21 protein-coding genes are annotated in these 23,266 nt (G+C 73.7%); 8 read left to right on the forward strand and 13 right to left on the reverse strand.

From position 1 onward, the window contains the following. The first annotated feature begins 38 nt into the window (after positions 1-38). The 3 genes from ACFYS8_RS35895 to ACFYS8_RS35905 are packed head-to-tail and all read left to right on the forward strand — an operon-like array spanning position 39 to position 2,531. Complete coding sequence (locus ACFYS8_RS35895; RefSeq protein ID WP_387649710.1) at positions 39-983, forward strand: ferritin-like domain-containing protein; 945 nt, start codon at positions 39-41, stop codon at positions 981-983. A 32-nt stretch (positions 984-1,015) separates the two neighbouring features. Further along, a complete protein-coding gene (locus ACFYS8_RS35900) occupies positions 1,016-1,930 on the forward strand; it encodes an aminoglycoside phosphotransferase family protein (RefSeq protein ID WP_387649713.1) in 915 nt (304 codons plus the stop codon). A 49-nt stretch (positions 1,931-1,979) separates the two neighbouring features. Then, positions 1,980-2,531 (forward strand): GNAT family N-acetyltransferase, encoded by a 552-nt coding sequence (locus tag ACFYS8_RS35905; RefSeq protein ID WP_387649715.1) that lies wholly within the window; start codon positions 1,980-1,982, stop codon positions 2,529-2,531. A 7-nt stretch (positions 2,532-2,538) separates the two neighbouring features. On the opposite strand, the gene ACFYS8_RS35910 is transcribed toward ACFYS8_RS35905, so the two are convergent. From ACFYS8_RS35910 to ACFYS8_RS35945, 8 genes are all read right to left on the reverse strand, one after another. Further along, entirely contained in the window at positions 2,539-3,414 is an 876-nt protein-coding gene (locus ACFYS8_RS35910) for a GNAT family N-acetyltransferase (protein WP_387649778.1), read from the reverse strand. A gap of 82 nt (positions 3,415-3,496) precedes the next feature. Then, positions 3,497-4,657, reverse strand: a complete 1,161-nt coding sequence (gene ispG, locus ACFYS8_RS35915; protein ID WP_387649717.1) for a flavodoxin-dependent (E)-4-hydroxy-3-methylbut-2-enyl-diphosphate synthase — start codon at positions 4,655-4,657, stop codon at positions 3,497-3,499. Between the two features lie 285 nt (positions 4,658-4,942). Continuing rightward, entirely contained in the window at positions 4,943-6,250 is a 1,308-nt protein-coding gene (locus ACFYS8_RS35920) for a M50 family metallopeptidase (RefSeq protein WP_387649720.1), read from the reverse strand. 25 nt (positions 6,251-6,275) lie between these two features. Then, positions 6,276-7,505, reverse strand: a complete 1,230-nt coding sequence (dxr, locus tag ACFYS8_RS35925; protein WP_387649723.1) for a 1-deoxy-D-xylulose-5-phosphate reductoisomerase — start codon at positions 7,503-7,505, stop codon at positions 6,276-6,278. A gap of 31 nt (positions 7,506-7,536) precedes the next feature. After that, entirely contained in the window at positions 7,537-7,947 is a 411-nt protein-coding gene (locus ACFYS8_RS35930) for a hypothetical protein (RefSeq protein WP_387649726.1), read from the reverse strand. A gap of 123 nt (positions 7,948-8,070) precedes the next feature. Then, positions 8,071-9,513 carry an aldehyde dehydrogenase family protein gene (locus ACFYS8_RS35935; protein WP_387649729.1) on the reverse strand — a complete coding sequence of 481 codons (1,443 nt, stop codon included), beginning with the start codon at positions 9,511-9,513 and terminating at the stop codon, positions 8,071-8,073. Positions 9,514-9,652: 139 nt separating this feature from the next. Continuing rightward, the gene (locus tag ACFYS8_RS35940; RefSeq protein ID WP_387649732.1) at positions 9,653-11,218 is read right to left on the reverse strand and encodes a PucR family transcriptional regulator; all 1,566 of its coding nucleotides are present in this window, start codon (positions 11,216-11,218) and stop codon (positions 9,653-9,655) included. Between the two features lie 161 nt (positions 11,219-11,379). After that, complete coding sequence (locus ACFYS8_RS35945; protein WP_387649735.1) at positions 11,380-13,395, reverse strand: ATP-binding protein; 2,016 nt, start codon at positions 13,393-13,395, stop codon at positions 11,380-11,382. Between the two features lie 222 nt (positions 13,396-13,617). On the opposite strand from ACFYS8_RS35945, the gene gabT reads away from it, so the two are divergent. The 3 genes from gabT to ACFYS8_RS35960 all read left to right on the forward strand — a co-directional run bounded on the left by gabT (position 13,618) and on the right by ACFYS8_RS35960 (position 17,293). Further along, positions 13,618-14,958, forward strand: a complete 1,341-nt coding sequence (gabT, locus tag ACFYS8_RS35950; RefSeq protein WP_387649738.1) for a 4-aminobutyrate--2-oxoglutarate transaminase — start codon at positions 13,618-13,620, stop codon at positions 14,956-14,958. Between the two features lie 504 nt (positions 14,959-15,462). Beyond that, positions 15,463-16,092: a phosphatase PAP2 family protein gene (locus ACFYS8_RS35955; protein ID WP_387649740.1), complete on the forward strand. Its 630-nt coding sequence runs from the start codon at positions 15,463-15,465 to the stop codon at positions 16,090-16,092. 121 nt (positions 16,093-16,213) lie between these two features. Beyond that, positions 16,214-17,293, forward strand: a complete 1,080-nt coding sequence (locus tag ACFYS8_RS35960; protein ID WP_387649743.1) for a glycoside hydrolase family 18 protein — start codon at positions 16,214-16,216, stop codon at positions 17,291-17,293. A gap of 61 nt (positions 17,294-17,354) precedes the next feature. On the opposite strand, the gene ACFYS8_RS35965 is transcribed toward ACFYS8_RS35960, so the two are convergent. Next, positions 17,355-17,687 carry a DUF2218 domain-containing protein gene (locus ACFYS8_RS35965; RefSeq protein WP_387649746.1) on the reverse strand — a complete coding sequence of 111 codons (333 nt, stop codon included), beginning with the start codon at positions 17,685-17,687 and terminating at the stop codon, positions 17,355-17,357. A gap of 132 nt (positions 17,688-17,819) precedes the next feature. Between ACFYS8_RS35965 and ACFYS8_RS35970 the strand changes: the two genes are divergently transcribed. Continuing rightward, entirely contained in the window at positions 17,820-18,290 is a 471-nt protein-coding gene (locus ACFYS8_RS35970; protein WP_387649749.1) for a MarR family winged helix-turn-helix transcriptional regulator, read from the forward strand. On the opposite strand, the gene ACFYS8_RS35975 is transcribed toward ACFYS8_RS35970, so the two are convergent. Beyond that, positions 18,211-19,137: an EamA family transporter gene (locus ACFYS8_RS35975; RefSeq protein ID WP_387649752.1), complete on the reverse strand. Its 927-nt coding sequence runs from the start codon at positions 19,135-19,137 to the stop codon at positions 18,211-18,213. The genes ACFYS8_RS35970 and ACFYS8_RS35975 overlap by 80 nt on opposite strands. Before the next feature lie 103 nt (positions 19,138-19,240). Between ACFYS8_RS35975 and ACFYS8_RS35980 the strand changes: the two genes are divergently transcribed. After that, entirely contained in the window at positions 19,241-20,146 is a 906-nt protein-coding gene (locus ACFYS8_RS35980) for a LysR family transcriptional regulator (RefSeq protein ID WP_387649755.1), read from the forward strand. Positions 20,147-20,154: 8 nt separating this feature from the next. Here ACFYS8_RS35980 and ACFYS8_RS35985 read toward each other — a convergent pair whose 3' ends face one another. The 3 genes from ACFYS8_RS35985 to ACFYS8_RS35995 form a co-directional block, all read right to left on the reverse strand. Next, positions 20,155-20,874, reverse strand: coding sequence for a ZIP family metal transporter (locus tag ACFYS8_RS35985; protein WP_387649781.1), 720 nt, complete (start codon positions 20,872-20,874; stop codon positions 20,155-20,157). A 218-nt stretch (positions 20,875-21,092) separates the two neighbouring features. Further along, complete coding sequence (locus tag ACFYS8_RS35990; protein ID WP_387649758.1) at positions 21,093-21,515, reverse strand: DUF6278 family protein; 423 nt, start codon at positions 21,513-21,515, stop codon at positions 21,093-21,095. 74 nt (positions 21,516-21,589) lie between these two features. Next, complete coding sequence (locus ACFYS8_RS35995; protein ID WP_387649761.1) at positions 21,590-23,266, reverse strand: restriction endonuclease; 1,677 nt, start codon at positions 23,264-23,266, stop codon at positions 21,590-21,592.

Raw genomic sequence — 23,266 nt, forward strand, 5'->3', positions numbered from 1 at the left:
CGGGTCGTCAAGGCCCCACGACCCACGCTGGAGTGCCGATGCCCGCGCCCACACGGCGGTCCTTCCTCGCGCTCGGGGCGCTCGGCGGGCTCCACCTCCTCTGCGGCTGCACCGGTGAGCACGACCACACCCCGGGCAAGGCCGCCGAGGACGCCGACCGGCCGGTGCGGCTGCGCCAGGTCGCCGCCACCGACGCCCTGCTCGCCGACTACGCCGCCGTGCTCGCGGCGAGCCCCGCCGACGCCGACCGGCTCGGCGACCTGCGCGACGACGTGCTCCAGCACCGCGAGGCCCTCGCCCGGTCACTGCCCTCCTCCTCCCCCACCGCGGGTGCCGGCACGGCCCGCAGCGTCGCCGACCTGGCCGCGGCCGAACGCCGCACCGCGGGCCTGCGGCTGGCCGACCTGACCGCCGCCTCCCCCGCGCTGGCCAAGGCCCTCGCCTCGGTGGCCGCCTCCGGCGCCGCGCACGCCGCCGCCCTCGGAGACACCGGCCCGCTCACCGACGACGGCGCGTCCCCGTCCCCGTCGCCCGCACCGGTCCCCCTCCCCACGGCGGACGCGGACGCCCTCCAGTCCGCGCTCGCCGCCGAACACGCCGCCGTGTACGGGTACGGCGTGGTGGGCGCCTTCCTGCCGGTCGGCCCGCAGCGCGAGGACGGCCGCGCCGCCTACGCCGCCCACCAGGCCCGCCGGGACGCCTGGCAGCGGCTGCTCGGCACCGGCGGCGTCTCGCCCACCGCCGCCGCACCCGGCTACCGGCTCCCGTTCCAGGTCAAGGACGCAGCCACCGCCGCCCAACTCGCGGCCCACCTGGAGACCCAGCTCACCGCCGCCTACGCCGACCTGTGCGCCACCACCGCCCTCCGCCCCCAGGCCGCCGCCGCCCTGCGCGAGTCCGCCCTGCGAGCCGTCCACTGGGGCGCCGATCTCCCCGCCCTCCCGGGCCTCGCCCCCACCGACCCCACTCCCGCCGCGAGTTAGCAGCCCCCGGCTGCTGCGCGATGATGGACGGTATGTCCGCACAACCTGCGCAGTTCACCGTCCCCGAGCGTCTGGCCGAGTCGGTCCGGGCCGGGGGTGATCCGGGCGAGGCGCAGTGGCTGGCCGCGCTGCCCTCCCTGTTCGCGGGGCGGCTGGCCGACTGGGGGCTGGTGCTGGAACGCATGGCCGAGCCCGGCGGGCGGAGCAGCGTGGTCGGGTACGCGTACCGCGCCGAGGACCGGACGCCGGTGGCGGTGAAGGCGCTGCGGCCGGGCGCCGACGCGGCGGCCGAGGCGGCGGCGCTGCGGGTCTGGGCCGGGCGCGGGGCGGTACTGCTGCTGGCCGAGGCGGAGCGGACGCTGCTGCTGGAGCGGCTGCACGGCGAGATCCCGCTGCGCTCGCTCGCGGAGACGAAGGCCACCCTGGAGGCCACCAGCCTGCTGCGGCGCCTGTGGGTGGAGCCGCCCGCCGGGCACTCCTTCACCACCCTCGCCTCGCACGCCGGCCTTGTGGAGCGACGGATCGCCGAGCGGCGGGCCCTGCCGGGTGCGGCGGACGCGGCTCCGCTGGTGGACGAGGCGCTGGAGGCGGTGGCGCTGGCCGCGGACGGCGGCGGGTGGCTGCTGCACGGGGACTTCCACCACGGGCGGGTGCTGGCCGCCGACCGCTCGCCGTGGCTGGCCGTCGGACCGCGGCCGGTGGTGGGCGACCGGGCGTACGACCTGGCCCGGCTGGTGCTGGACCGGCTGGAGACCCTGGCGGCCGCGCCAGGCCCGCGCGGTGCGGCCCGGAGGCGCCTGGCGCAGCTGTCGGAGGCGGTGGAGCTGCCCGCCGACCGGGTGCGGGCCTGGGCGCTGCTGCGGGCCGTGGACACCGCGCTGGCGGCGCTGGCCCGGGGCGACGTGGCAGGTGCGGAGCTCCATCTGGAGTTCGCGGCCTGGCTGTGAGGACGGGGCGGTCCGCCGCCCGAGACGGCAGGTAGTAACGTCCCGCTTCATGGAGCAGCTCACCGGGGTGACGATCGAGGCCATCGACCTGGCGGCGTGGGCGCCTGCCGTGCTGGAGGTCCAGGCGGTCGCGTTCGGGCTGGGTCCGCAGGAGGTGGCGGTGCGGCTGCCGATCGTCGGCCGGCACGCACTGCAGCCGGGGGTGATCGCGCTGGGGGCGATGGCGCAGGGCCGGCTGGTCGGTTTCGGCTACGGGATGCCCAACCAGCGCACCCACTGGTGGTCGACGGTGATCGAGCCGTACTTGGCGGCGCGCGGCCTCGCGGACTGGCTGGACGGGGTGTTCGCGGTGACCGAGCTGCATGTGCTGCCGGAGTGCCAGGGCCTGGGGGTGGGCACCCGGCTGATCCGGACGCTGTGCGAGCGCTCCGGCCTGGACCGTTCGATCCTGTCGGCGATCGACGCGGAGACTCCGGCGCGCCGGCTCTACCGTTCGCTCGGCTACCGGGACTTGGCGCCGGCGGTGCGCTTCCCGAACACGGCCAGGCCGTACGCGGTGATGGGTGCGCACCTGCCGCTGCGCGACCCCTCGCGCCCGTGACGCACCGTCAGAACAACACGCTCATGAACGCGCCGACCTCGCGGAACCCGACCCGGCGGTAGGCGGCGCGGGCCCGCAGGTTGAAGTCGTTGACGTACAGCGACACCACGGGGGCGACCTCGGCGAGGGCGGTGTTGACGACCGCGGCCATGCCGGTCTCGGACAGCCCCTTGCCGCGGTGCTCGGGGGCCACCCAGACGCCCTGGATCTGGCAGGCGCCGGCCGTGACGGCGCCGATCTCGGCCTTGAAGACGACCTGGCCGTCCTCGCCGAAGCGGGCGAACGACCGTCCGGAGGAGACCAGTTCGGCGACCCGGGCCTGGTAGAGCAGGCCGCCGTCGCCGGCCAGCGGGGAGATCCCCACCTCCTCGGTGAACATCGCGACGCAGGCGGGGATCAGCGCCTCGATCTCGCCGCGGTGCACCCGGCGCACCAGCGGGTCGGGTTCGACCTCGGTGACGGGCGTGGAGGTGGCCATCAGCGGCTGGTGGCCGCGCACGTCGCGGGCCGGGCCCCAGGAGCGTTCCAGCAGGGCCCACAGGGCGGCGACGGCGTCGCCCGGGCCGACGATCGAGGAGCAGCGGCGGCCCTGTCGGCGGGCCCGCTCGGCGAACGCGCGGACGGCCTCCGGGCCGGCGTTGACCGGGACCAGGTTGGCGCCGGCGTAGCAGAGCGCGTCGAGCCGTCCGTCGGCGTCGTGCCAGCCCCACATCTCGCCGCCGAGCCGCCACGGGTCGAGGCCGACGGCCTCCACCCGGGTGGCGACGAAGGCGTTGGCGACCGGGTCGCGGTGCAGGATCTCCAGCGCCGCGTCGAGGTCGGGCGTCTCCAGTACGCGGGTTGCGGCCAGCGCCCGGGCGACCTGGAACGGGCCGGGCAGCATCACACCTCGGTCGAGCACGGGAGGCACCTCTCGCAGCGGGCGGGACCGCCAAGTCGGCGGCCCCGCCGGGGACTTCAGGCCGTCACTCGCCGGCCACGACGACGGGGGCGCCGGATTCGACACCCTCCGCCTGCATCTGCTCGGCCAGCTTCATGGCCTCTTCGATCAGGGTCTCGACGATCTTCGACTCGGGCACGGTCTTGATCACCTCGCCCTTGACGAAGATCTGGCCCTTGCCGTTGCCGGAGGCGACGCCCAGGTCGGCCTCGCGGGCCTCGCCGGGGCCGTTGACGACGCAGCCCATGACGGCCACCCGCAGCGGCACCTCCATGCCCTCCAGGCCGGCGGTGACCTCCTCGGCGAGCTTGTAGACGTCCACCTGGGCGCGGCCGCAGGACGGGCAGGAGACGATCTCCAGGCCGCGCTCGCGCAGGCCCAGCGACTCCAGGATCTGGTTGCCGACCTTGATCTCCTCGGCCGGCGGGGCGGACAGCGAGACCCGGATGGTGTCGCCGATGCCCTCGGCGAGCAGCGCGCCGAACGCCACCGCGGACTTGATGGTGCCCTGGAAGGCCGGGCCGGCCTCGGTGACGCCCAGGTGCAGCGGGTAGTCGCAGGCCGCGGCGAGCTGCCGGTAGGCGTTGATCATCACGACCGGGTCGTTGTGCTTGACCGAGATCTTGATGTCGCGGAAGTCGTGCTCCTCGAACAGCGAGCACTCCCACAACGCGGACTCCACCAGCGCCTCGGGGGTCGCCCGGCCGTACTTCTCCAGCAGGCGCTTGTCCAGCGAACCGGCGTTGACGCCGATCCGGATCGGCACGCCCGCGTCCTTGGCGGCCTTGGCGATCTCGCCGACCTTGTCGTCGAACGCCTTGATGTTGCCCGGGTTGACGCGCACCGCGGCGCAGCCGGCGTCGATCGCGGCAAACACGTACTTGGGCTGGAAGTGGATGTCGGCGATCACCGGGATCTGCGACTTCCTGGCGATGATCGGCAGCGCGTCGGCGTCGTCCTGCGAGGGGACCGCGACCCGGACGATCTGGCAGCCCGAGGCGGTCAGCTGGGCGATCTGCTGGAGCGTCGCGTTGACGTCGGAGGTCAGCGTGGTGGTCATCGACTGCACCGAGACCGGCGCGTCGCCGCCCACCGGAACGTTGCCGACCATGATCTGCCGCGAGTACCGGCGCTTGGCCAGCGGCTTGAGCGGCAGGGAGGGGATACCGAGCGAGATCGCGGTCATGTGCGCAGTGTTTCCTCTGCAGAAATTCGATGAGCCGACGCGCACTGCAACCGGCGCGCCCGGCGTCCAACGGTACGGCACGGCCGGGTGGCGAAGCACACTCGGCCGTGGTGGCGCGTGCCAGGGCCTGTCCGGCCGATCTTGTCGGATCAGCGCGCGGCGTCGGGCGCCCGGCTGGGAGTGCCGGCGAACCGTCCTCGTACTGGGTGTACTTGGATGGTTTGCCGGTGCTTCCAGGCGGGATGATCCGGCGTCGCGCGCCCGGCAAGATCGGCCGGACAGGCCCTAGTTCAGGCGCACCGGGTTGATGATGTCGGCGGCCATCACCAGGGCCGTGAAGCAGATGAACACCCCGGCGACCACGTAGGCCAGCGGCATCAGCCGGGCCACGTCGAACGGTCCGGGGTCGGGGCGGCGCAGCACCCGGGCGAGGCCGCGGCGCAGCGACTCCCACAGGGCGCCGGCGATGTGGCCGCCGTCCAGCGGGAGCAGCGGCAGCATGTTGAACAGGAACAGCATCAGGTTGATGCCGGCCAGCAGCTGGACGAAGAACGCCAGCTGCTGGGTGGCGGGCAGGTCCATCGCGAACACGTCGCCACCGAGCCGGGCGGCGCCGACCATGCCGATCGGCGAGTCGGTGTCGCGCGGGGTGCCGTCGACCACGGCGTGCCACAGGCCGGGGATCTTGCCGGGCAGCTGGGCCAGCGACCCGACACTGTGCCGGGCCATCGAGTCCATCTGGTCGACGCTCTCGCCGAGCGACATGTGGTGCACGCCGGTAGCGGGGGTGATGCCGAGGAAGCCGGCGGTGACGGTCTGCCCCTTGATCGGGTTGTTGTCCTTGTCCAGCGCCTGCAGCGTGTTGGTGGTGATGTCGGCGGTCAGCGTGCCGGGGCTGCCGTCCTTGTGCCGGACCTCGATGGCGACCTGCTTGCCCGCCGAGTCCCGGATCAGGCCGGACAGCTGCGGGTAGTCGTGGATCGGCACCCCGCCGAAGGTCAGCACGGTGTCACCGGCCCGCAGACCCGCCTGGTTGGCCGGGGACTTCGGGTCCTCCGGCTTGCAGGTGTCGGTCTTCGCGCTCACCGGCACCACGCACTCGCTGACCGACCGCACGGTCGGCACCGACTGCTGGACGCCGATCCCCATGAAGAGCGTCAGGAACAGGCCGATCGACAGGATCAGGTTCATGCCCGGGCCGGCGAACATCACGATGACGCGCTTCCACGGCTTGCGGGTGTAGAACAGCCGGGTCTCGTCGCCGTCCTGGATCTCCTCGTACGAGGCGGACCGGGCGTCCTCGATCATCGACCGCCAGGGCGAGCTGGAACGCTTCGTTATCCGGCCGTCCGCGCCGGGCGGGAACATGCCGATCATCCGGATGTAGCCGCCGAACGGGATCGCCTTCAGGCCGTACTCGGTCTCGCCCCGCTTGGTCGACCAGATGGTCTTGCCGAAGCCGACCATGTACTGCGGCACCCGGATGCCGAACAGCTTCGCGGTGGAGAGGTGGCCGAGCTCGTGCCAGGCGATCGAGAACAACAACCCGACCACGAAGATCAGGACGCCCAGCACCCACATCAGCTTGTCCACCGCGTCGCCTCCGTCGTCCTACCGCTTAGCCGGCCGCCAGTTCGCGGGCCCGGGCACGGGCCCAGCTCTCCGCGTGGAGTACGTCCTCCACCGTGAGCGAAGTTCCCGACTGGGGGGTGCCGTGTTCGGCGACCACCTTCGCCACAGTGTCCACGATTCCGGTGAAGGGCAGCGCGCCCTTCAGGAAAGCATCCACACATTCCTCATTGGCGGCGTTGAAGACCGCCGGGGCGGTCCCGCCGAGCGTACCCACCTCGCGGGCCAGCTCGACGGCCGGGAATGCCTGGTTGTCCAGCGGGAAGAACTCCCAGGTCGCGGCCTTGGTCCAGTCGCAGCCGGGGGCGGCGTCCGGCACCCGCTCGGGCCAGCCGAGGCCCAGCGCGATCGGCATCCGCATGTCCGGCGGGCTGGCCTGGGCCAGCGTCGAGCCGTCGGTGAATTCCACCATCGAATGAACGACCGACTGCGGGTGGACCACCACCTCGATCCGGTCGAACGGAATGTCGTACAGCAGGTGCGCCTCGATCACCTCGAGACCCTTGTTCACCAGGGTCGCCGAGTTGATCGTCACCACCGGGCCCATCGCCCAGGTCGGGTGCGCCAGCGCGTCGGACGGCGTCACGCCGGCCAGCTGCTCACGGGTGCGGTTGCGGAACGGGCCACCGCTGGCGGTCACCACCAGCTTGCGGACCTCCGCGCGGGTGCCGCCGGCCAGCGCCTGGAACAGCGCGGCGTGCTCGGAGTCCACCGGCACGATCTGGCCGGGCTGCGCCACCGCCTTCACCAACGGGCCGCCGACGATCAGCGACTCCTTGTTCGCCAGCACCAGCACCCGGCCGGCCCGCAGCGCGGCCAGCGTCGGCGCCAGGCCGATCGAGCCGGTGATGCCGTTCAGCACCGAGTGGCACTCCATCGCGGCCAGCTCGGTCGCCGCGTCCGGGCCCGCCAGCACCCGCGGCAGCGGGGCGCCCTGCCCCTTGGCCGCCAGAGCCTCGCGCAGCGGCCGCTCGGCGGCCGGGTCGGCCACCGCGACGGTGTGCACGCCCAGCGCGACGGCCTGCTCGGCGAGCAGCTCCACCCGGCCGCCGGCCGCGGACAGCGCGACCACCTTGAACCGGCCGGGGTTGCGGAGCACCACGTCGATGGCCTGCGTGCCGATCGAGCCGGTCGAGCCGAGAATGACCAACTCCCGCGGCCCGTCCGGGTCGGCGACGGTCGGGGTGAAGCGCAGCTGCGGATGGGCGAGCGAATTCATGCCCCCCATTGTGGCCTGTGCTACGCGGTGGTCACCGCCATGCCCAGAACTTCCCGACCGCCTCGCCGTCCGCCGTGTTCTCCCACTCGAACACGCCTACGGCACCGCGCAGCGCTGCGGCGAACTCCGGCGAATCGGTCTCGTAGACGATCGAGCCGCGGAAGCTGTTGCCGCCGCTCTCGGTGAACGTGCCCACGCCCTGGCCGTGCCAGCTCGCGTGCGCGCCGCCCGGGCCCATCAGCACGCCCTGGCCGCCGCCCACCAGGGTGCCGTCGGCACGCATCCGCGCCGTGTAGGTGCCCATGTCCTGGACCGGGACGCCCAGCAGGGTGCCGCTCGCCACGAACGAGGACTCCACCGTCGGCGGCAGCCCGTGCTCCCCCGGCAGCACCCGTCGAACGGTGATCCGGCCCTGTTCCTCACCAATGAGGTCGCCCAGCATGGCGGGACCTCCTTCCTTCCTGCCTCCCTCCCGGACTACGCCCGGCCCGTGGGGGTGTCAAGGCAGGCCGACGCCCCGCCGCCGCAGCTGCGGTGACGGGGCGCCAGGTCGGGTCGGGCTCGATCAGAGGTCGAGGCCGGTCAGCACCATGACCTTCTCGAAGGTGTAGTCGTCCATCGCGTAGCGGACGCCCTCGCGGCCCACGCCGGAGTCCTTCACGCCGCCGTACGGCATCTGGTCGGCACGGTAGGACGGCGCGTCGCCGATGACCACGCCGCCGACCTCCAGTTCGCGGTGGGCGCGGAAGGCGGTCTGCACGTCGTGCGTGAAGACGCCGGCCTGCAGGCCGTAGTTGGAGTCGTTGACCATCGCGAAGGCCTCCTCGGTGGAGGAAGCCTTCTGCACCGACAGCACCGGGCCGAACACCTCGGCCTTCGCCAGGATGGCGTCCGCCGGCATCTCGGCGAGCACGGTCGGCTCGACGGCCGCGCCGTCCCGCTTGCCGCCGGTGAGCAGCTTGGCGCCCTTGGTGACGGCGTCCTCGACCCAGGACTCGACGCGCTTGGCGGCGTTCTCGTCGACCAGCGGGCCGACGTCGGTGGCGTCGTCGTGCGGGTCACCCGTGACCTGGGCCTGCACCTTGGCGACGATCTTCTCGACCAGGCGGTCGTAGACGGTCGCGTCGGCGATCACCCGCTGCACCGAGATGCAGGACTGGCCGCCCTGGTAGTTCGCGAACAGCGCGATCCGGCTCGCGGCCCAGTCCAGGTCCGCCTCGGAGTTCCAGTCCGCCAGCACCACGGCCGCGGCGTTGCCGCCGAGCTCGAGGGTGACGTGCTTGCGCGGCACCGAGTCCATGATCTGGTAGCCGACCTTTTCCGAACCGGTGAACGAGATCACCGGCAGGCGCTTGTCCTGCACCAGCTCGGGCATCTTGGCGTTCTCGACCGGCAGGATGCTCCAGGAGCCCACCGGCAGGTCCGTCTCGGCCAGGATCTCGCCCAGCACCATGGCGGACAGCGGGGTCGCCGGGGCCGGCTTGAGGATGATCGGCGCGCCGACCGCGATCGCCGGGGCCAGCTTGTGGGCCACCAGGTTCAACGGGAAGTTGAACGGCGCGATGCCCAGCACCACACCGCGCGGGAAGCGGCGCACCAGCGCGTAGCGGCCGGTGCCGCCCAGGTCGGTGTCCAGACGCATGGTCTCGCCGTTGGTGCGGCGGGCTTCTTCGGCGGCCCAGCGGAACACCGACACGGCACGGCCCATCTCGCCGCGCGCCCACTTGATCGGCTTGCCGTTCTCGGCGGTGATCAGCTGGGCGATCTCCTCGGTGCGCTCCGTCAGCCGCTTGGCGACGTGGTCCAGCGCGGCCGCGCGGACGTGCGCGGGGGTCGCGGCGAACACCGGAACGGCGGCGGCGGCGGCCGCGACGGCCTCCTCCACCTGCGCGTCGGTCGGCACACTGACCTTCGCCACCAGGCTGTTGTCGTGCGGGTGACGGACCTCCAGGTCCGTCTCGCCGCTCGCGCGCTGCCCGGCCAACCAGAACTCGTACGTGGTGGTCACGGTCGCACCGGCCCCTTCCCTCGAATACTTCGCTTTCCCATTCACGGTAGGCGGGGGGAGACGGCTTTCCGATTGGACGGACGGGAGGAAAGCACCTGTTCGATTTCGACGGACAGGACAGGCCCGTCCGGGGCGGGACTCAGTCCTCGCCCGCCCGCAGCGCCAGCCACAGCTCCATCCGGACGTCCGTGTCGTCCAGCGAGCGGCCCAGCAGCTCCTCGACCCGGCGCATCCGGTAACGCAGCGTGTGCCGGTGCACGCCGAGGTCGGCGGCCGCCGCGTCCCACTGGCCGTGCCGGGACAGCCAGGCCCGCAGCGAGGCGACCAGGTCGCCCCGGGCGGTGCGGTCGTGCTCGCGCAGCGGGCGCAGCAGGCCCTCGGCGAACGCGGTGACGGCCTCCTCGCCGAGCAGCGGGAGCAGCGAGCCGGCGCCGACCTCCTCGTGGTCGACGGTGCGGCGGCCGCCGCGCTGGGCGACCGCCAGGGCGCGCTCGGCCTGGGCGTGCGCGGTGCCGGCGTCCTCCAGCGCGGCCGGGGCGGAGACGCCGAGCGCCAGGCCCTCGTGCTCCTCGACGGCACCCAGGCAGGCCCGGTGGACCGAGCCGTTGTCCAGCGCGAGCACCATCAGCCGCGGCCCGTGGGCGCCGTCCTCGCGGGCCACCAGCAGCTTCTCGCCGACCTTGCCGCCGGCCTGCTCGGCGCGGTCGGCGAGCTCGCCGAGCGCCTCCGCGGCCTCCGGGCCGGGCCCGGCGGCTGCCACCAGCACCCGGACGGTGCCCTCGGGCAGGCCGCCGAACAGCCCCGAAGCGACCTGCCGGGCGGTGCCGACCTCGCCGGCCAGCACCATCCGCAGCAGCGCCGCGCCCATCTTCTCCTCGGCCTGCCGCAGCTCCCGGGAGCGCTCCAGGGTCAGGGTGAGCAGCGCGACGGCGGCGTTCAGCACGTACCGCTCGGTCGGGGTGATGCGGTCCTCGGTACCGACCGCGAGGAAGCCGCGCGGGCGGCGGTCCGCACCCAGCGACTGGACCACCACGTAGTCCTCGTCGGCGGTGTCGATGGTCCCGGCCCGGCCCTGCAGCGCGGCGCTTGACGGCGCGGGGCGGCGGCGCAACCGGTCCACCTCGGCGGCCAGCCGGCCGGCCCGGCGGGCGGCCCAGTCCGGGGCGACCGCGGACAGCGCGCCGGAGCCGTCGTACAGCGCGGCCCAGCCACCCAGCCGGGCCGCCAGCCGGCGCACGATCGCGGTGGTGCCGTCCTTGCCGAGCGCGGCCCGGGTCAGCTCCTCCTGCGCCTCGAAACTGGTGGTGACGGCCTCGTACTGCTCGGCGGCCAGCGCGGCGGAGACCGCCTTGGAGATCGCGATGAACGGCGTCGCCTCGGGCACCCGCAGCAGCGGCAGCCCGCGCTGCGCGGCCGCGTCCACCAGCGCCTGCGGCACCTCGGTGTGCGACAGGCCGACCCCCAGCCCGAGCCCCACCACGCCGGCATCCGCCAGCCGGTGCACGTAGGCCTGCAGCCCGGCGGAGCTCTTGCCGAGCTTGATGCCGGTGGTGAGGAGCAGCTCGCCGCCCTCGAGGAACGGGGTGGGGTCGTCCAGCTCGCTGGTGTGCACCCAGCGGACCGGGCGTTCCAGGTGGTCCGCGCCGGCCAGGACCGTCAGGTGGAGCGTGCTCGTACGGACGACGGAGGCGAGTGTGGGGGGCATGGCACCTTCGGTGGTTCGACCTGGTCGCGCCGTTGCGACCGGGCGAGTGAGGGTTCTCCCCCCATTATGGACGCTCCGGACAAGCCGGAGTGCCGAAATCCGCCGGTCCGTACCTTCCGTAACCCAATGCTGACCACCCCGCGACCGCCCCCTGGAGATCGTCAGTGCCGAAGGTCGACCAGCAGCGGCGGCACCTGCTCCCCCGTCACCGAGGTCAGCGAGATCACCGCATGCCCGGACGGCAGCGCGTGCGCCAGGTCGGACGGCGACCAGCGGTGCCGCTCGACGTCCCGGGTGGTGACCGACTCGGTCTGCGCGGTCGTCCCCGACAGCGCCTTGCGCACCAGCCGGCCGGCCCGGCGCATCGTGCCGCCGGACGTGTCCGGCGTATGGGTGACGGCCGTCTCCCGGACCAGGTGGGTGCCCCAGGCCTCGGAGAACAGCCGGCCGTCCCAGGGCGCGATGCCCGGGAAGGCCATCCGGTTGCCGACCGCGCCGAACAGCGGCGCCCGCAGCGCCTCCGGCAGGTCCGACAGCGTGCGCAGCAGCAGCACCACACCGGCGTTCGCGCCGCGCAGCCGCTGAATGCCGCGGATCGTCTGCGCGTCCACGGCGGCGGTGGCGTCGTCCAGCACCAGCCCGGCGAACAGCTCACGGTCGCCCCGGTCGGCCGCGGCCTGGGTGAACTGGCCGAGCAGCAGCCGCGACAGCATCCGGGCGGCCTCGGGGTGACTGCGCTCCGGCAGCTTCACCCGCACCCGCAACGGGTGCTCCAGGGCGCGCATCGCGAACGCCGGCTTGGCGTCCGGACCGCCGGAGAAACCGGCAGCCAGCGCGGGGCGGTCCAGCAGCGCCAGCCGGTCCGCGAGCAGCGCGCCCGGGTCGTCCACCCGGCCGTGCATCCGCTCCCGCTGCTGCAGGTCCGCCTCGAACTCCGCCCGCCGGCCCGACTTCTGCAATTGCTCCGCGAGCTCCGCCCAGCCCTCCCGGTCACCGGCCAGCAGCCCACGCAGCTCCCGCACCCCGGGATAACGGCCGTACGCCGCCCGGAACGGCCCGACCACCTGCTGCATCGACGTGCGGGCACTCTCCGCACGGGAAGCCAGCTCGTCCGGCAGCAACGCATCGGCCAGCCGCGCCGCCGCCTCGTCCGGATTCGGCGCGGCACCGTACAGATCCAGGCCGTACGGGGCGGACGGGTCGCCGGGGGCGATCACCACGTCGTACCAGTCGTCCGGGCCGAGGTCCGCGTCCGCCGCGCCGACCACCACCGCACAGGCCGCCCCCGCCAGCGCCTGCAGACACAGCGCCTCCGCCACCGGCCGGGCCAGCGCCGCCGTCTTGCCCGTACCGGCCGGACCGACCGCAAGCAGCGAGGTACCGAGCAGCGCCGGATCCAGCGCGAAGCCCGCATTACGATGCGTCGCCGGGTTCTTCGGCACGTCCTGCGCGGTACCCAGCCGCACCTGCCGCACCAACAGATCGTGCCGCGCGGCCCGCCCGCCGGGCAGATCCCGCTGCTCGGACGGGTGCGCGCAGGCGGCCGCGCCACGGCTGCCCACCTGCGCCGCGAACTCCTGTCGGCCGACCGCATCGGCGCCGACACTCCGCCACGCCTGGTGCAGCCGCACGTAATCCACATCCCCCACCGGCTCGCTCTCCAGCCGCCGCACCACCTCCCCGGCCGGCCGCAACTCGGCCCACACATCCACCACGGGCGCCGCCTCGGGCTCGGGCGGGGCGTCGGTGACGGTGCGGGAGAGGACCGGGGCGACCCAGCGCCGCCACACCTCGGCCCAGCGCCCCATCCGGCCGAAGACCATCAGCACCAGAATGATCACCGCCACGTTCACGGCGGCAGCGACCAACAGGGAGATGACGAAGGAGCTCGTGTTGGTGAGGCCGAGGGTGGTCAGCAGTCCCTGGATCAGGGAAACGCCTTCGAGGTAGACGAAGAGCCCGACGGCAAGGTTCAGCGCCGCCCGCAGCAGCAGCGGCCCCACCGGGGTCTCGTTCTCGGCGGCGGTCCTGGGGTCGTACGGCGTGTGGTGCTGCCGGTAGATGCCGGGCGGGGCCTGGGGGCGGGGGGCGGTGGCCCAGGTGGGGAGGTGGAAGGGGGCGCGGGGTGGTGGGAGGTGGGGGTGGGTGTGCTGGGTTCGCGCGTCGTTCTGTTCCACTTCGGGGCCCCTCCTACGTTGCCGGCGGTGCCATACCCGCTCCGCCGTCCCACCGACACACCCGGGGCCAATGTAGTGGAGGAGTGAGGGCGAGAGCCGATCTTCGGCCACTGGCCGCCTAGGACAATTCGTAAAGCGCAGCAGTACCGAGTGGCGCATGCCCGACAAACGGGGCCCGCCGTAGCCTGCGATTACCGCGCCTTGAGAACTTGGAGAACACAGATGAGCGCTGCAACGCCGCTCCCGCAGGAGCGCCGCCTGGTCACCGCGATCCCCGGCCCGAAGTCGCAGGAGCTGCAGTCGCGCAAGCTCGGCGCGGTGGCCGCTGGTGTGGGCACCACGCTGCCGGTTTACGTGTCGCGTGCCGGTGGTGGCGTGCTGGAGGACGTGGACGGCAACAGCCTGATCGACTTCGGTTCGGGCATCGCCGTCACCAACGTGGGCAACAGCGCCGAGGCTGTGGTGGCGAAGACCACCGAGCAGCTGGCCGCGTTCACCCACACCTGCTTCATGGTGACCCCGTACGAGGGTTATGTGGCCGTGGCGGAGCAGCTGAACGAGCTGACCCCGGGCGACCACGCGAAGAAGACCGCGCTGTTCAACTCGGGCTCCGAGGCCGTCGAGAACGCCGTGAAGATCGCCCGCGCCTACACCAAGCGCCAGGCTGTCGTGGTGTTCGACCACGGCTACCACGGCCGCACCAACCTGACCCTGGCGCTGACGGCGAAGAACATGCCGTACAAGCAGGGCTTCGGTCCGTTCGCCCCCGAGGTCTACCGCGTGCCGGTGGCCTACCCGTACCGCTGGCTGACGGGTGCGGAGAACGCCGCGACCGAGGCTGCCAAGCAGGTCATCGACCAGATCAACAAGCAGATCGGTGCGGAGAACGTCGCCGCGATCATCATCGAGCCGATCCAGGGCGAGGGCGGCTTCATCGAGCCGGCCAAGGGCTTCCTGCCGGCGATCGTGGAGTTCGCGAAGGCAAACGGCATCGTGTTCGTCGCGGACGAGATCCAGACCGGCTTCTGCCGCACCGGCCAGTGGTTCGCGTGTGAGGACGAGGGCATCGTCCCGGACCTGATCACCACCGCCAAGGGCATCGCCGGTGGTCTGCCGCTGTCGGCGCTGACCGGCCGCGCCGAGATGATGGACGCCGCGCAGACCGGTGGTCTGGGTGGCACCTACGGTGGCAACCCGGTGGCCTGTGCGGCCGCGCTGGGTGCCATCGAGACCATGAAGGAGCAGGACCTCAACGGCAAGGCGCAGCGGATCGGCGAGATCATGCTGGGCCGCCTGCGGGCGATGCAGGAGAAGTTCGACATCATCGGTGAGGTCCGCGGCCGCGGCGCGATGATCGCTGTCGAGCTGGTGAAGCCGGGCGGCAAGGAGCCGAACGCGGAGGCCACCGCGGCCATCGCGAAGGCCTGCCACGCCGAGGGCCTGGTCGTGCTGACCGCCGGCACCTACGGCAACGTGCTGCGCTTCCTGCCGCCGCTGGTGATGCCGGAGCACCTGCTGAACGAGGGCCTGGACATCCTGGAGTCGGCCTTCGCGGGCGTCTGAACCCCAGGTAGTACCCCCTGAGCGGCGCGAGGGCCGGACGGAAGCGGATCCCGTCCGGCCCTCGCGCGTTCTGCTGCCCTGCCCCACACGGCCGGCCCCGCGCACCCGGGCCGCCCAGCCCCGTGCGTCCCCGCCGTTCCGCTCCGCGCGTCCCCGCCGTTCCGCTCCGCGCATCCCCTTGTTCGACGCCGCGCTTGCTGCCGTTCCGCGGCGCGCGTTCGACTGTTCGACCCTCGGGTGGAGGTTGCCCCGCCGGTGGTGAAGATGCTGTGCACGAAACCCCTTCGGCCGTTGGTGCGCCCCGGCTTTGACGTACTGTCATCACAGATGGACAGCGAACCTCAACCACTGCCCACACCCCCGTCCGCCGTCGAGGCGGGCGAAATGGACCGATCGACCGGCCGTCCCGCCCACACCCCCCGGGCCGCACGGCGCGGCGATCGCCTTGGCCGCCCCGGAGCTCTCCCCCCTGCTCCGGGGCGGCCTATTTTTGCTGTCCTGCCCATGACACTCGCCGTGCTGCTGGCGGTGATCTCCTGGCAAGTGGCGGTGGACGGCCCGCTGCTGGGGATCGATCCGGCGGTGCGCGACGCGGTGCGGCACCTTCGCCGTTCGCTGCACTCCGCGCTGCTGAACCACCTGGGCGTGGCGCTGGCCGACCTGGGCGGCGGGGTGCCGGCCGTCCCGGTGCTGCTGGGCTGTGCGGGTCTGGCGGCCTGGCTGGCCCGGCGCGGCGGCCGGCCGCGCTGGTGGACGCCGGTGCCGGTGGCCGCCGTGGCGGCGGTGCTGATCCCGCTGCTGGTGGTGCCGGCCAAGGCCTGGTTCGCCCGGCCCGGCCCGTTCGGTGTGGCGCTCGCTCCGGGCCAGTGGGGCTGGTACCCGTCGGGGCACACCGCGACCTCGGCGATCGCGTACGGGACGGCGGCGCTGCTGCTGGCCCGGGTGCTGCCGGCGTGGCGGGCCCGGCAGGTCGGGTGGGTCACCGCCGCGGTCTGCCTGGGGGTGGGTGTGGGGCTGGTGTGGAGCGACTTCCACTGGCTGCTGGACGTGGTCGCCAGCTGGTGCCTCTCGGGCCTGCTGCTGCTCGCCCTGCACCGGATGCTGCCGCGCCTGCTGCCGGAGACCGACGCCTGACGCTGCGCCGGCTCGCAGTTCGGTCCGGACCATTGACGCCCTTCCGGCTCGCGCGCACCCTGTTCCCCACCCATCAGCACGCGATCGCCGGGAGGCGAATGTGCGTTCCCCAGTCATGCCCATGACGCGTTTCTCGGTGGCGGCCTCGCTGCTGGCCCTCGCAGTGACGGCGCTGCCGGCGCAGAGCGCGACGGCGGCGGCCGCCCCGATGCAGGTCTACGGCGCCTGGCACTGCAGCAACGACGCGTGCACCTGGGCGAAGGTCCGGGACATGGCGGAGTTCGACGCCGCCAACCACTGGCTGATCGACCGCGGCGACGGCCGGCCCTCGGTGAACGTGGTGGTGCTGAGCTTCGTCAATCCGCTGCGGCTGCTGAACGGCACCACCGACGCGGGGGACGCCGCGGGCGTGCCGGTGGGCATGAACCAGCAGGTGGTGGACTACTTCACGGCCCGCGGGATCCGGGTGATGCTCTCCATCGGCGGCATCACCTACACCGGCGACTGGGACTCCGCGCTGGCCCAGAACGGCACGCTGCTCGGCCAGAAGGCGGCGGCGCTGGCGGGCAGGCTGGGGGTGGGCATCGAGATCGACTACGAGAACAGCAGCAGCCCGAACCTGACGGGCCTGCAGGCCTTCGTGGACGCCTACCGGTCCGCCCACCCGTACGACGCCTCGGGCGCCGATCCGACCGCCCGGCTGACCATCGACGTCGCGGCCGGCGACCGCTGGCTGAGCGGCATCGACCAGTACGCCACCGCGCACTGGCTGACCACGGGCAGTCCGGTGCTGGACTACGCCAACGCGATGGTGCCGAACAAGCAGCCCTCGGCGTCCACGGCGACCGCCAACTGGCAGGAGCACCTGGACGGCAAGCCGACGTACAGCCCGCCGATCCCGCCGCTGGCGCCGGCCAAGTTCACCGGCAGCCTGTACATCGCGGAGGGCTCGCAGATCCGTCCGGAGTGCACCGACTTCGCCAACTCGGCGCAGAAGGCCACCGGCAGCTGGGTGCAGAACGCCGCCCCGAACGGGGCGGGCACCAGCACGGGCCTGCTGGGCTTCATGTTCTGGGCGGCCGAGAAGCCGTCCACCCGGGGCGTGACCACGGCGCCGCCGAACAGTTGCGAGGGCGGCGTCGGGGCGGGCGCGACGGCGTTCGCCGTGCCGGTGCCGATGCCGGCGCTGCGGCAGAGCTGAGCGGGCAGCGGGCAAGTGGGCAGCGGGCAGCGGCCAGCGGGCAGCGAGCAAGTGGGGCCGGTCAGCCCTCCTCGCCGGTCAGGCGCTGGACGGTGCCGGCCTCGCCGCCCTCCCGCTGCCAGGCGACCACCAGCTCGTCACGGGTGCCGAAGCGGACCAGGTGGCGGCCGACCACGTCCTCCAGCTGGGGCAGGTTCTCCTCGGCGCCCTCGACGGCGAGCAGCAGCGCGCCGTCCTCGGCGGTGAGTTCGGCCTGCCCGGCGCCGAAGACCAGCGAGCCGCGGCCGGTCTCCTCGGACCACTCGGCGGGGACCTTGCGGCCCATGTGGGCGGCGAGCTGCTTGGCGTAGCGGGCGGGACGGTCAGTGGCGACTCGGGCGGTGGAGCGGGCCATGGCGAAACTCCTCGATGCACGGACGACTTAGGCTGCCCTAAGCTACTCGATTACTGAGCCAAGCTCAACATCTTTTCGAGCCGGGACCGATCGCCCTCCGGACGGCGGCAGGCCGACCGCTACCCTGTGCCCATGACCTCCCCCGGCCCGGCCGACACCGCCGCGGAACTCGCCGACGCCCTCACCCGGGCGATGAAGCGGATCCGCCGGCGGACCATGCAGCGGCTGGAGCCGTACGGCATCACCCCGGCCCAGGCCCGGGCACTGCGCACGCTCGCCCACGCACCCGGCTGCGAGAGCGCCGAGACCATGCGGCTGAGCGAGCTCGCCGAGCGCCTGCACATCGCGCCGCGTTCGGCGACCACCGTGGTCGACGCCCTGGAGGAGGCCGGCCTGGTCGCCCGCACCCCCGACCCGGCCGACCGCCGGGCGGTGCGCCTGGTCCTGACCGCCGCCGGGCACGGCGCGCTGGAGCGGATCTCGCAGGTCCGGCACGAGGTCGCCCAGCAGTACTTCGGCCCGGTCAGCCCTGCCGAGCAGGACGCTCTGCTGCGGGCGCTGCGTCACGCCGAGGAGGCGTACGAAACCGGGCCCAGACCGTAGCGGGCACCGCGCCCAGCCCGATCCCGGCGATCACCAGCACCGTCGCCGCGCCCGCCGCCGGGCTGAACCGCTCGCCGAGCAGCAGCGCCGCCGAGGACATCCCGAACACCGGCACCAGCAGCGAGAACGGGGCGACCACCGAGGCGTCGTAGCGGCGCAGCAGGTGGCTCCAGGCGACGAAGCCGAACAGCGTGGAGACCAGCCCGACGTACAGCACCACGCCGACTCCCGCCCAGCTGATGCCGCGCAGCGCGGCCCAGTCCGCGGCCGGGCCCTCGACCAGCAGGGACAGGCCGAGCAGTGGCAGCGGCGGCACCGCGGAGACCCACACCATCCAGCGCAGCGCGTCCGGCGGGGCGGCCTTGCGGGTCAGCACGTTGGCCAGGCCCCAGGCCGCGGCCGAGCCGATCAGCAGCGCGAAGGCGCCGGCCGGGCCGTGCACGCCGCGGTCGACGGCGGCCACCGCGATGCCGGCGAAGGCCACCACGAGGCCGGCGGTCCGCACCGGGGTGGGCCGTTCGCGCAGCAGCCCGGCGGCGAACAGCGCGGTGAACCCGGCCTGGCCCTGCAGCACCAGTGAGGACAGTCCGGCCGGCATGCCGGCGTGCATGCCGAGGAACAGCAGCCCGAACTTCACCACGCCGAGCGCCACCCCGACCGCGAGCACCCAGCGCCACGCCACCCGGGGCGGGCCGACGAGGAACACCGCGGGCAGCGCCACCACGGCGAACCGCAGCGCGCAGAACAGCAGCGGCGGGAAGTCGTGCAGGCCGACCTCGATCAGCACGAAGTTCAGGCCCCAGACGGCGGCGATCAGCACGGCCAGGCCGATGTGACGGGGCCTCATGGCGGACGAGGACGAAGCGGAAGACGGCATGGCCCGAGCATCGCGCGCAACGACCATTCAGCACCAGCGACAGTTCCTCAACCCAACCGTTTAGTATTGCTGCATGATGGATCTGGGACGCCTGCGCGCCCTGCACGCGGTCGCCGTGCACGGCTCGGTCGGCGGCGCCGCGACGGCGCTCGGCTTCACCCCGTCCGCGATCTCCCAGCAGATCGCCAAGCTCGAACGCGAGACCCGCACCGCTCTGCTGGAACGCCAGGGCCGGGGCATCCAACTCACCGACGCCGCACGCGGGTTGGCGGACACCGCGCAGCGGGTGCTGGCGCTGGTCGAGCAGGCCGAGGTGACGCTGGAGGAGCAGCGCGGCCGGGCCACCGGGCGGCTGCTGGTCGCCGCCTTCGCCACCGCCTCGCGCGGCCTGCTGCCCGGCGTGCTCGCCGAACTCCACGCCGACTACCCCGAGTTGGAGGTCCGGCTGCTGGAGAGCGACCCGTACCCGGCGGCCGAGCTGGTGGCCCGCGGCGAGGTGGACCTGGCGGTGGTGCAGGACTGGGCGTCCGTGCCGCTGCCGGTGCAGGACGGTGTGGACCGGCTCGACCTCGGCACCGACCCGGTCGATCTGCTGCTGCCCGTCACCCACCCGCTGGCGGCGCTCGACGCCGTCCCGATGACGGAGCTGCGCGGGCAGCGCTGGACCAGCGTGCCGCCGGGCAACATCTGCCACGACTGGCTGCTGCACACCATGCGCGGGATCGGCGAGGAGCCGGACGTCCGCTACCAGGTCGGCGAGTTCGAGAGCCAGATCGCGCTGATCGCGGCCGGCCTCGGCCTCGGCCTGGTCCCCCGGCTGGGCCGAGGCCCGCTCCCGCCGGAGGTCGCCGCCCGCCCGGTCACCCCGCGGCCGTTCCGCCGGGTGTACGCCCTGTGGCGCACCCAGACCTCGCGCCGCCCCGCCGTCACCGCCACCCTGGACGCGCTGCGCCGGCACTGGGCCGCCCTGGACCTCTGACCCGGACGTCAGGTCAGCCCGACCACCAGCCACATGAATCCGACGCCCAGCAGGGTGCAGACCAGGGTGGTGCGCGAGGGGTGCGGGCTGTGCGCCTCCGGCAGGATGTCGGAGGTCGCCAGGTACATCAGGAACCCGGCGAAGAACCCGAGGTACAGCCCGAGCAGGTGCTCCGGGATGGTGAACAGCAGCGTGATCGCGGCGCCGGTGACGGGGGCGACGGCGTCGGCGGCCAGCAGCGCGACGGCCCGCCGCCGGTTGTTCCCGTACAGCCGGGTGATCGTGTAGGTGTTGAAGCCGTCCGCGAAGTCGTGCGCGACGACGGCGACGGCGACCACCGCGCCGACCGTGGTGCCGGCCTGGAAGGCGGCGCCGATCGCGAAGCCGTCCATCATGCTGTGCAGCACCAGCGCGGACGCGGCGGCCAGCCCGACGCCCTGTTCGCGGTGCCGATGCCCGGGCCCGTGTCCGTGGCTGTGCGCGGCGTACTCGCCCTCGTGGCCGCGGTGGATGGCGACGGCCCGCTCCACCACGTGGATCAGCAGGAAGCCGGCGGCGAACATCAGCAGCGCCTCGGGCACGCCGTGGAGTCTCTCGGGGGCCTGCTCCATCGCCTCGGGGAGCAGGTCGAAGGCGACCACGCCGAGCATCAGTCCGGCGGCGAAACCGAGCACCAGGTGGCGGCGGTCGCCGGTGCGCTGCGCGACGAAGCCGCCGATCAGCGTCATCAGGAAGGCGCCCGCGGCGACCAGCACGGCAGTCAGTTTCGGCCTCCCCCGACTCGCGCCGAGGGCCGGACGGCCGCGCGGACCGCTGCCCACGGCTGCCCAGTCGTCCGGCCCGGGCCGGACGGTGCCGGGCCCTGCGCTCCACTGTGCGGGCCGCCCCGCGGCCGCGCCGTCCGGCGGACCCACCGGGGTGAGCCGCCGCCGCGCGTGATTGCGCGTCAGCCGTCCCCGGCGGCCCGGTAAACGGCGGCGAGCTGCGGGGCGCCCTGCTCGGCCCAGTCGGCGCCGAGGGCGGTGACGTCGAGCTCGAAGCCGGTGGCCAGGACCATCAGCGGGCGGCCGTCGAAGGCGAGCCGCCAAGCCGAGCCGGGAATCCGGCGGCGGATCACCGTGCCGAGGTAGAGGCCGGCGTCGATGCCCAGCCACTGGGAGACCTGCGGGTCGTCGCGCCAGCGCGGCAGCAGCTGGTCGAGCGCGGTCAGCGAGTCGACGGTGTCGTCGAGTTGCACGCCGGCGGCGTCCGCGAGTTCGCGCAGCAGGCCGCACTCGGCGTACATCCCGGCCATCGCCTGTTCGCGGGCCTCGGCGGTGTGCCGTTCTGCGTTCTCGACCGGGCGCCGGCCGAGGTATCCGTTCTCCACGGCCCAAGCCTGTCACCTCGAACGGCGGAACGGGAGAAGGCCGGACGGGACCCGCCGGGGTTTCCGACGGGCCGTCAGGACGTCAGTGGCAGCGCCAGGTGGGTGAGGGCGAGTTCGCGGATGCCCTGGCCGTCGACCAGGTGGATCCGCTGGTGGCGCTCCTCGGTGGTCAGGTCCACCGCCTCGTCGGTGAACTGCCCGCAGGTCATCCGCAGGCCCCGGTCGGCGCCCTCCTCGCGGACGGCCTCGGACAGCGTGGCGATCTCCTCGGCGGTGACGGGCGCGGGGCCGCGGGACGCCCACACCACCCAGCGTCCGGGCAGCCGGCTGCCGGGCTGGCCCTCGGCGGTGGCGACCAGTCCGGCCGGGCCGCGCAGCCGCACGCTCCAGCCCTCCAGGCCGCCGGCGGTGAGCACCGCCCGGACCAGCAGAGCGAATTCGCCGGGCGACAGTTCGCCGAGCGCGGGGACCGCGGCGTCGGCGGTCCCCCAGGGCACCACCGCCTCGTCCGCGTACGGGTCGGGGGTGATCACGGCGGCGAGCGCGCGCAGCCGCAGCAGCGACTCGTCGTGCTCGGCGTCCGCGTACACGCCGTCGTCGCCGAGATGTCCGGAATCGGGGACCAGCCGGGTGCGGGCCAGCGCGTCGCGGTCGGCGTCCACGCTGAGCAGGCAGCGCGGGGGGCGGCCGGGCAGCCGCAGCCAGCCGTTCAGCACGACGCCGGCCAGCACGTCGTCGGTGTCGACGGCGTCGGCGGCCTGCAGGGCGCGCAGCGCGAGGCGGGCGGCCAGCCGCAGGTAGTCCGCGCGGACATCGGCGTCGGGGCGGTGGACCGGCTCGACGGTGCCGTCCTCGGTGAGCCGGTAGCCGGACAGCGCGGGGACGGTGTCCAGCGGCGGCAGGTCGAGGTCGAGGACGGCGGTGCGGGTCAGCGCCCGGAACACCGCGTGGCAGGGGGCCGGCAGATCGCGGGTGGAGCCTTCGGCGGCGGCCAGGGCGCGTTCCAGCAGCGATTCGACGGCTGCCGGCTCGGCCTGCCGGTACGCGCGGCGGCACTCCTCCAGGCTGTCGTTGTACTCCTGGACGGCCCGGGCGCGGGCCTGTTCGGCCTCCTCGTGGGCCTGCCGGGCGGCGACCGCACCACTGTCGGCCAGGTCGGCCTGCCGGGTGCGCCACTCGCGCAGCGCGCGCTGGTGGCGCAGCCGGGCCTGGGCGAGTTCGCGCTGGTAGCCGGAGTCGAGCAGGCGGCGCGAACGGGGCTGGTCGGGGTCGCTGTCGACGGGCTCGGGCGGGGCGAAGTCGGCCCAGGCGGGCTCGGGTTCGGCGTCCGGCGCGGCGTCCGGGTACGGCTTGGGGCGGTAGCTGCGCAGCTGGCTCTCGAAGTCCATCGCGGAGACCGGTTGGGCGGCCCGGCGCAGCAGGTCGGCGAGGCGTTCGTGGTCGGCCTGCACGGCGAGGGTGCGGTGGTGGGTGAGCGCGGCGGCCCGGCCGTGCGCGGCCACCGGGTCGGCCACGCCGTCCGGCTCGGGAACGGAACCCGGCTCGGGAACGACGGCGGGTGCGGGGACGGCGGCGGGCGCGGGTGCTGCTGCGACGGCGGGCTCGGACGGGGGTGCGGCGGGCGCGGGGACGAAGACGGGTGCGGGCGGCTCGTCCTCGTCGGCGCCGAGTTCGCGGAACAGCGAGGCGAGGAACCCGGGCTGGAGCACCGTGGCGGTGCCGTCGGCGCGGCCCTCGGATGGATGCTGCAT

It is taken from the genome of Kitasatospora sp. NPDC004615 (genome assembly GCF_042873545.1).
In the GTDB taxonomy this organism is placed as follows: domain Bacteria; phylum Actinomycetota; class Actinomycetes; order Streptomycetales; family Streptomycetaceae; genus Kitasatospora.

What these genes read in the sequence shown, in the direction of transcription:
- ACFYS8_RS35985 (WP_387649781.1), bottom strand. Translation starts at nt 20,874, where the DNA reads ATGACGCTGATCGGCGGCTTCGTCGCGCAGCGCACCGGCGACCGCCGC.
- ACFYS8_RS35980 (WP_387649755.1), top strand. Translation starts at nt 19,241, where the DNA reads ATGATGGATCTGGGACGCCTGCGCGCCCTGCACGCGGTCGCCGTGCAC.
- ACFYS8_RS35910 (WP_387649778.1), bottom strand. Translation starts at nt 3,414, where the DNA reads ATGCTGCCCGGCCCGTTCCAGGTCGCCCGGGCGCTGGCCGCAACCCGC.
- ACFYS8_RS35930 (WP_387649726.1), bottom strand. Translation starts at nt 7,947, where the DNA reads ATGCTGGGCGACCTCATTGGTGAGGAACAGGGCCGGATCACCGTTCGA.
- ACFYS8_RS35970 (WP_387649749.1), top strand. Translation starts at nt 17,820, where the DNA reads ATGACCTCCCCCGGCCCGGCCGACACCGCCGCGGAACTCGCCGACGCC.
- ACFYS8_RS35895 (WP_387649710.1), top strand. Translation starts at nt 39, where the DNA reads ATGCCCGCGCCCACACGGCGGTCCTTCCTCGCGCTCGGGGCGCTCGGC.
- ACFYS8_RS35975 (WP_387649752.1), bottom strand. Translation starts at nt 19,137, where the DNA reads ATGAGGCCCCGTCACATCGGCCTGGCCGTGCTGATCGCCGCCGTCTGG.
- ACFYS8_RS35960 (WP_387649743.1), top strand. Translation starts at nt 16,214, where the DNA reads ATGACGCGTTTCTCGGTGGCGGCCTCGCTGCTGGCCCTCGCAGTGACG.
- ACFYS8_RS35965 (WP_387649746.1), bottom strand. Translation starts at nt 17,687, where the DNA reads ATGGCCCGCTCCACCGCCCGAGTCGCCACTGACCGTCCCGCCCGCTAC.
- ACFYS8_RS35940 (WP_387649732.1), bottom strand. Translation starts at nt 11,218, where the DNA reads ATGCCCCCCACACTCGCCTCCGTCGTCCGTACGAGCACGCTCCACCTG.
- ACFYS8_RS35905 (WP_387649715.1), top strand. Translation starts at nt 1,980, where the DNA reads ATGGAGCAGCTCACCGGGGTGACGATCGAGGCCATCGACCTGGCGGCG.
- ACFYS8_RS35995 (WP_387649761.1), bottom strand. Translation starts at nt 23,266, where the DNA reads ATGCAGCATCCATCCGAGGGCCGCGCCGACGGCACCGCCACGGTGCTC.
- gabT (WP_387649738.1), top strand. Translation starts at nt 13,618, where the DNA reads ATGAGCGCTGCAACGCCGCTCCCGCAGGAGCGCCGCCTGGTCACCGCG.
- dxr (WP_387649723.1), bottom strand. Translation starts at nt 7,505, where the DNA reads ATGAATTCGCTCGCCCATCCGCAGCTGCGCTTCACCCCGACCGTCGCC.
- ACFYS8_RS35955 (WP_387649740.1), top strand. Translation starts at nt 15,463, where the DNA reads ATGACACTCGCCGTGCTGCTGGCGGTGATCTCCTGGCAAGTGGCGGTG.
- ispG (WP_387649717.1), bottom strand. Translation starts at nt 4,657, where the DNA reads ATGACCGCGATCTCGCTCGGTATCCCCTCCCTGCCGCTCAAGCCGCTG.
- ACFYS8_RS35900 (WP_387649713.1), top strand. Translation starts at nt 1,016, where the DNA reads ATGTCCGCACAACCTGCGCAGTTCACCGTCCCCGAGCGTCTGGCCGAG.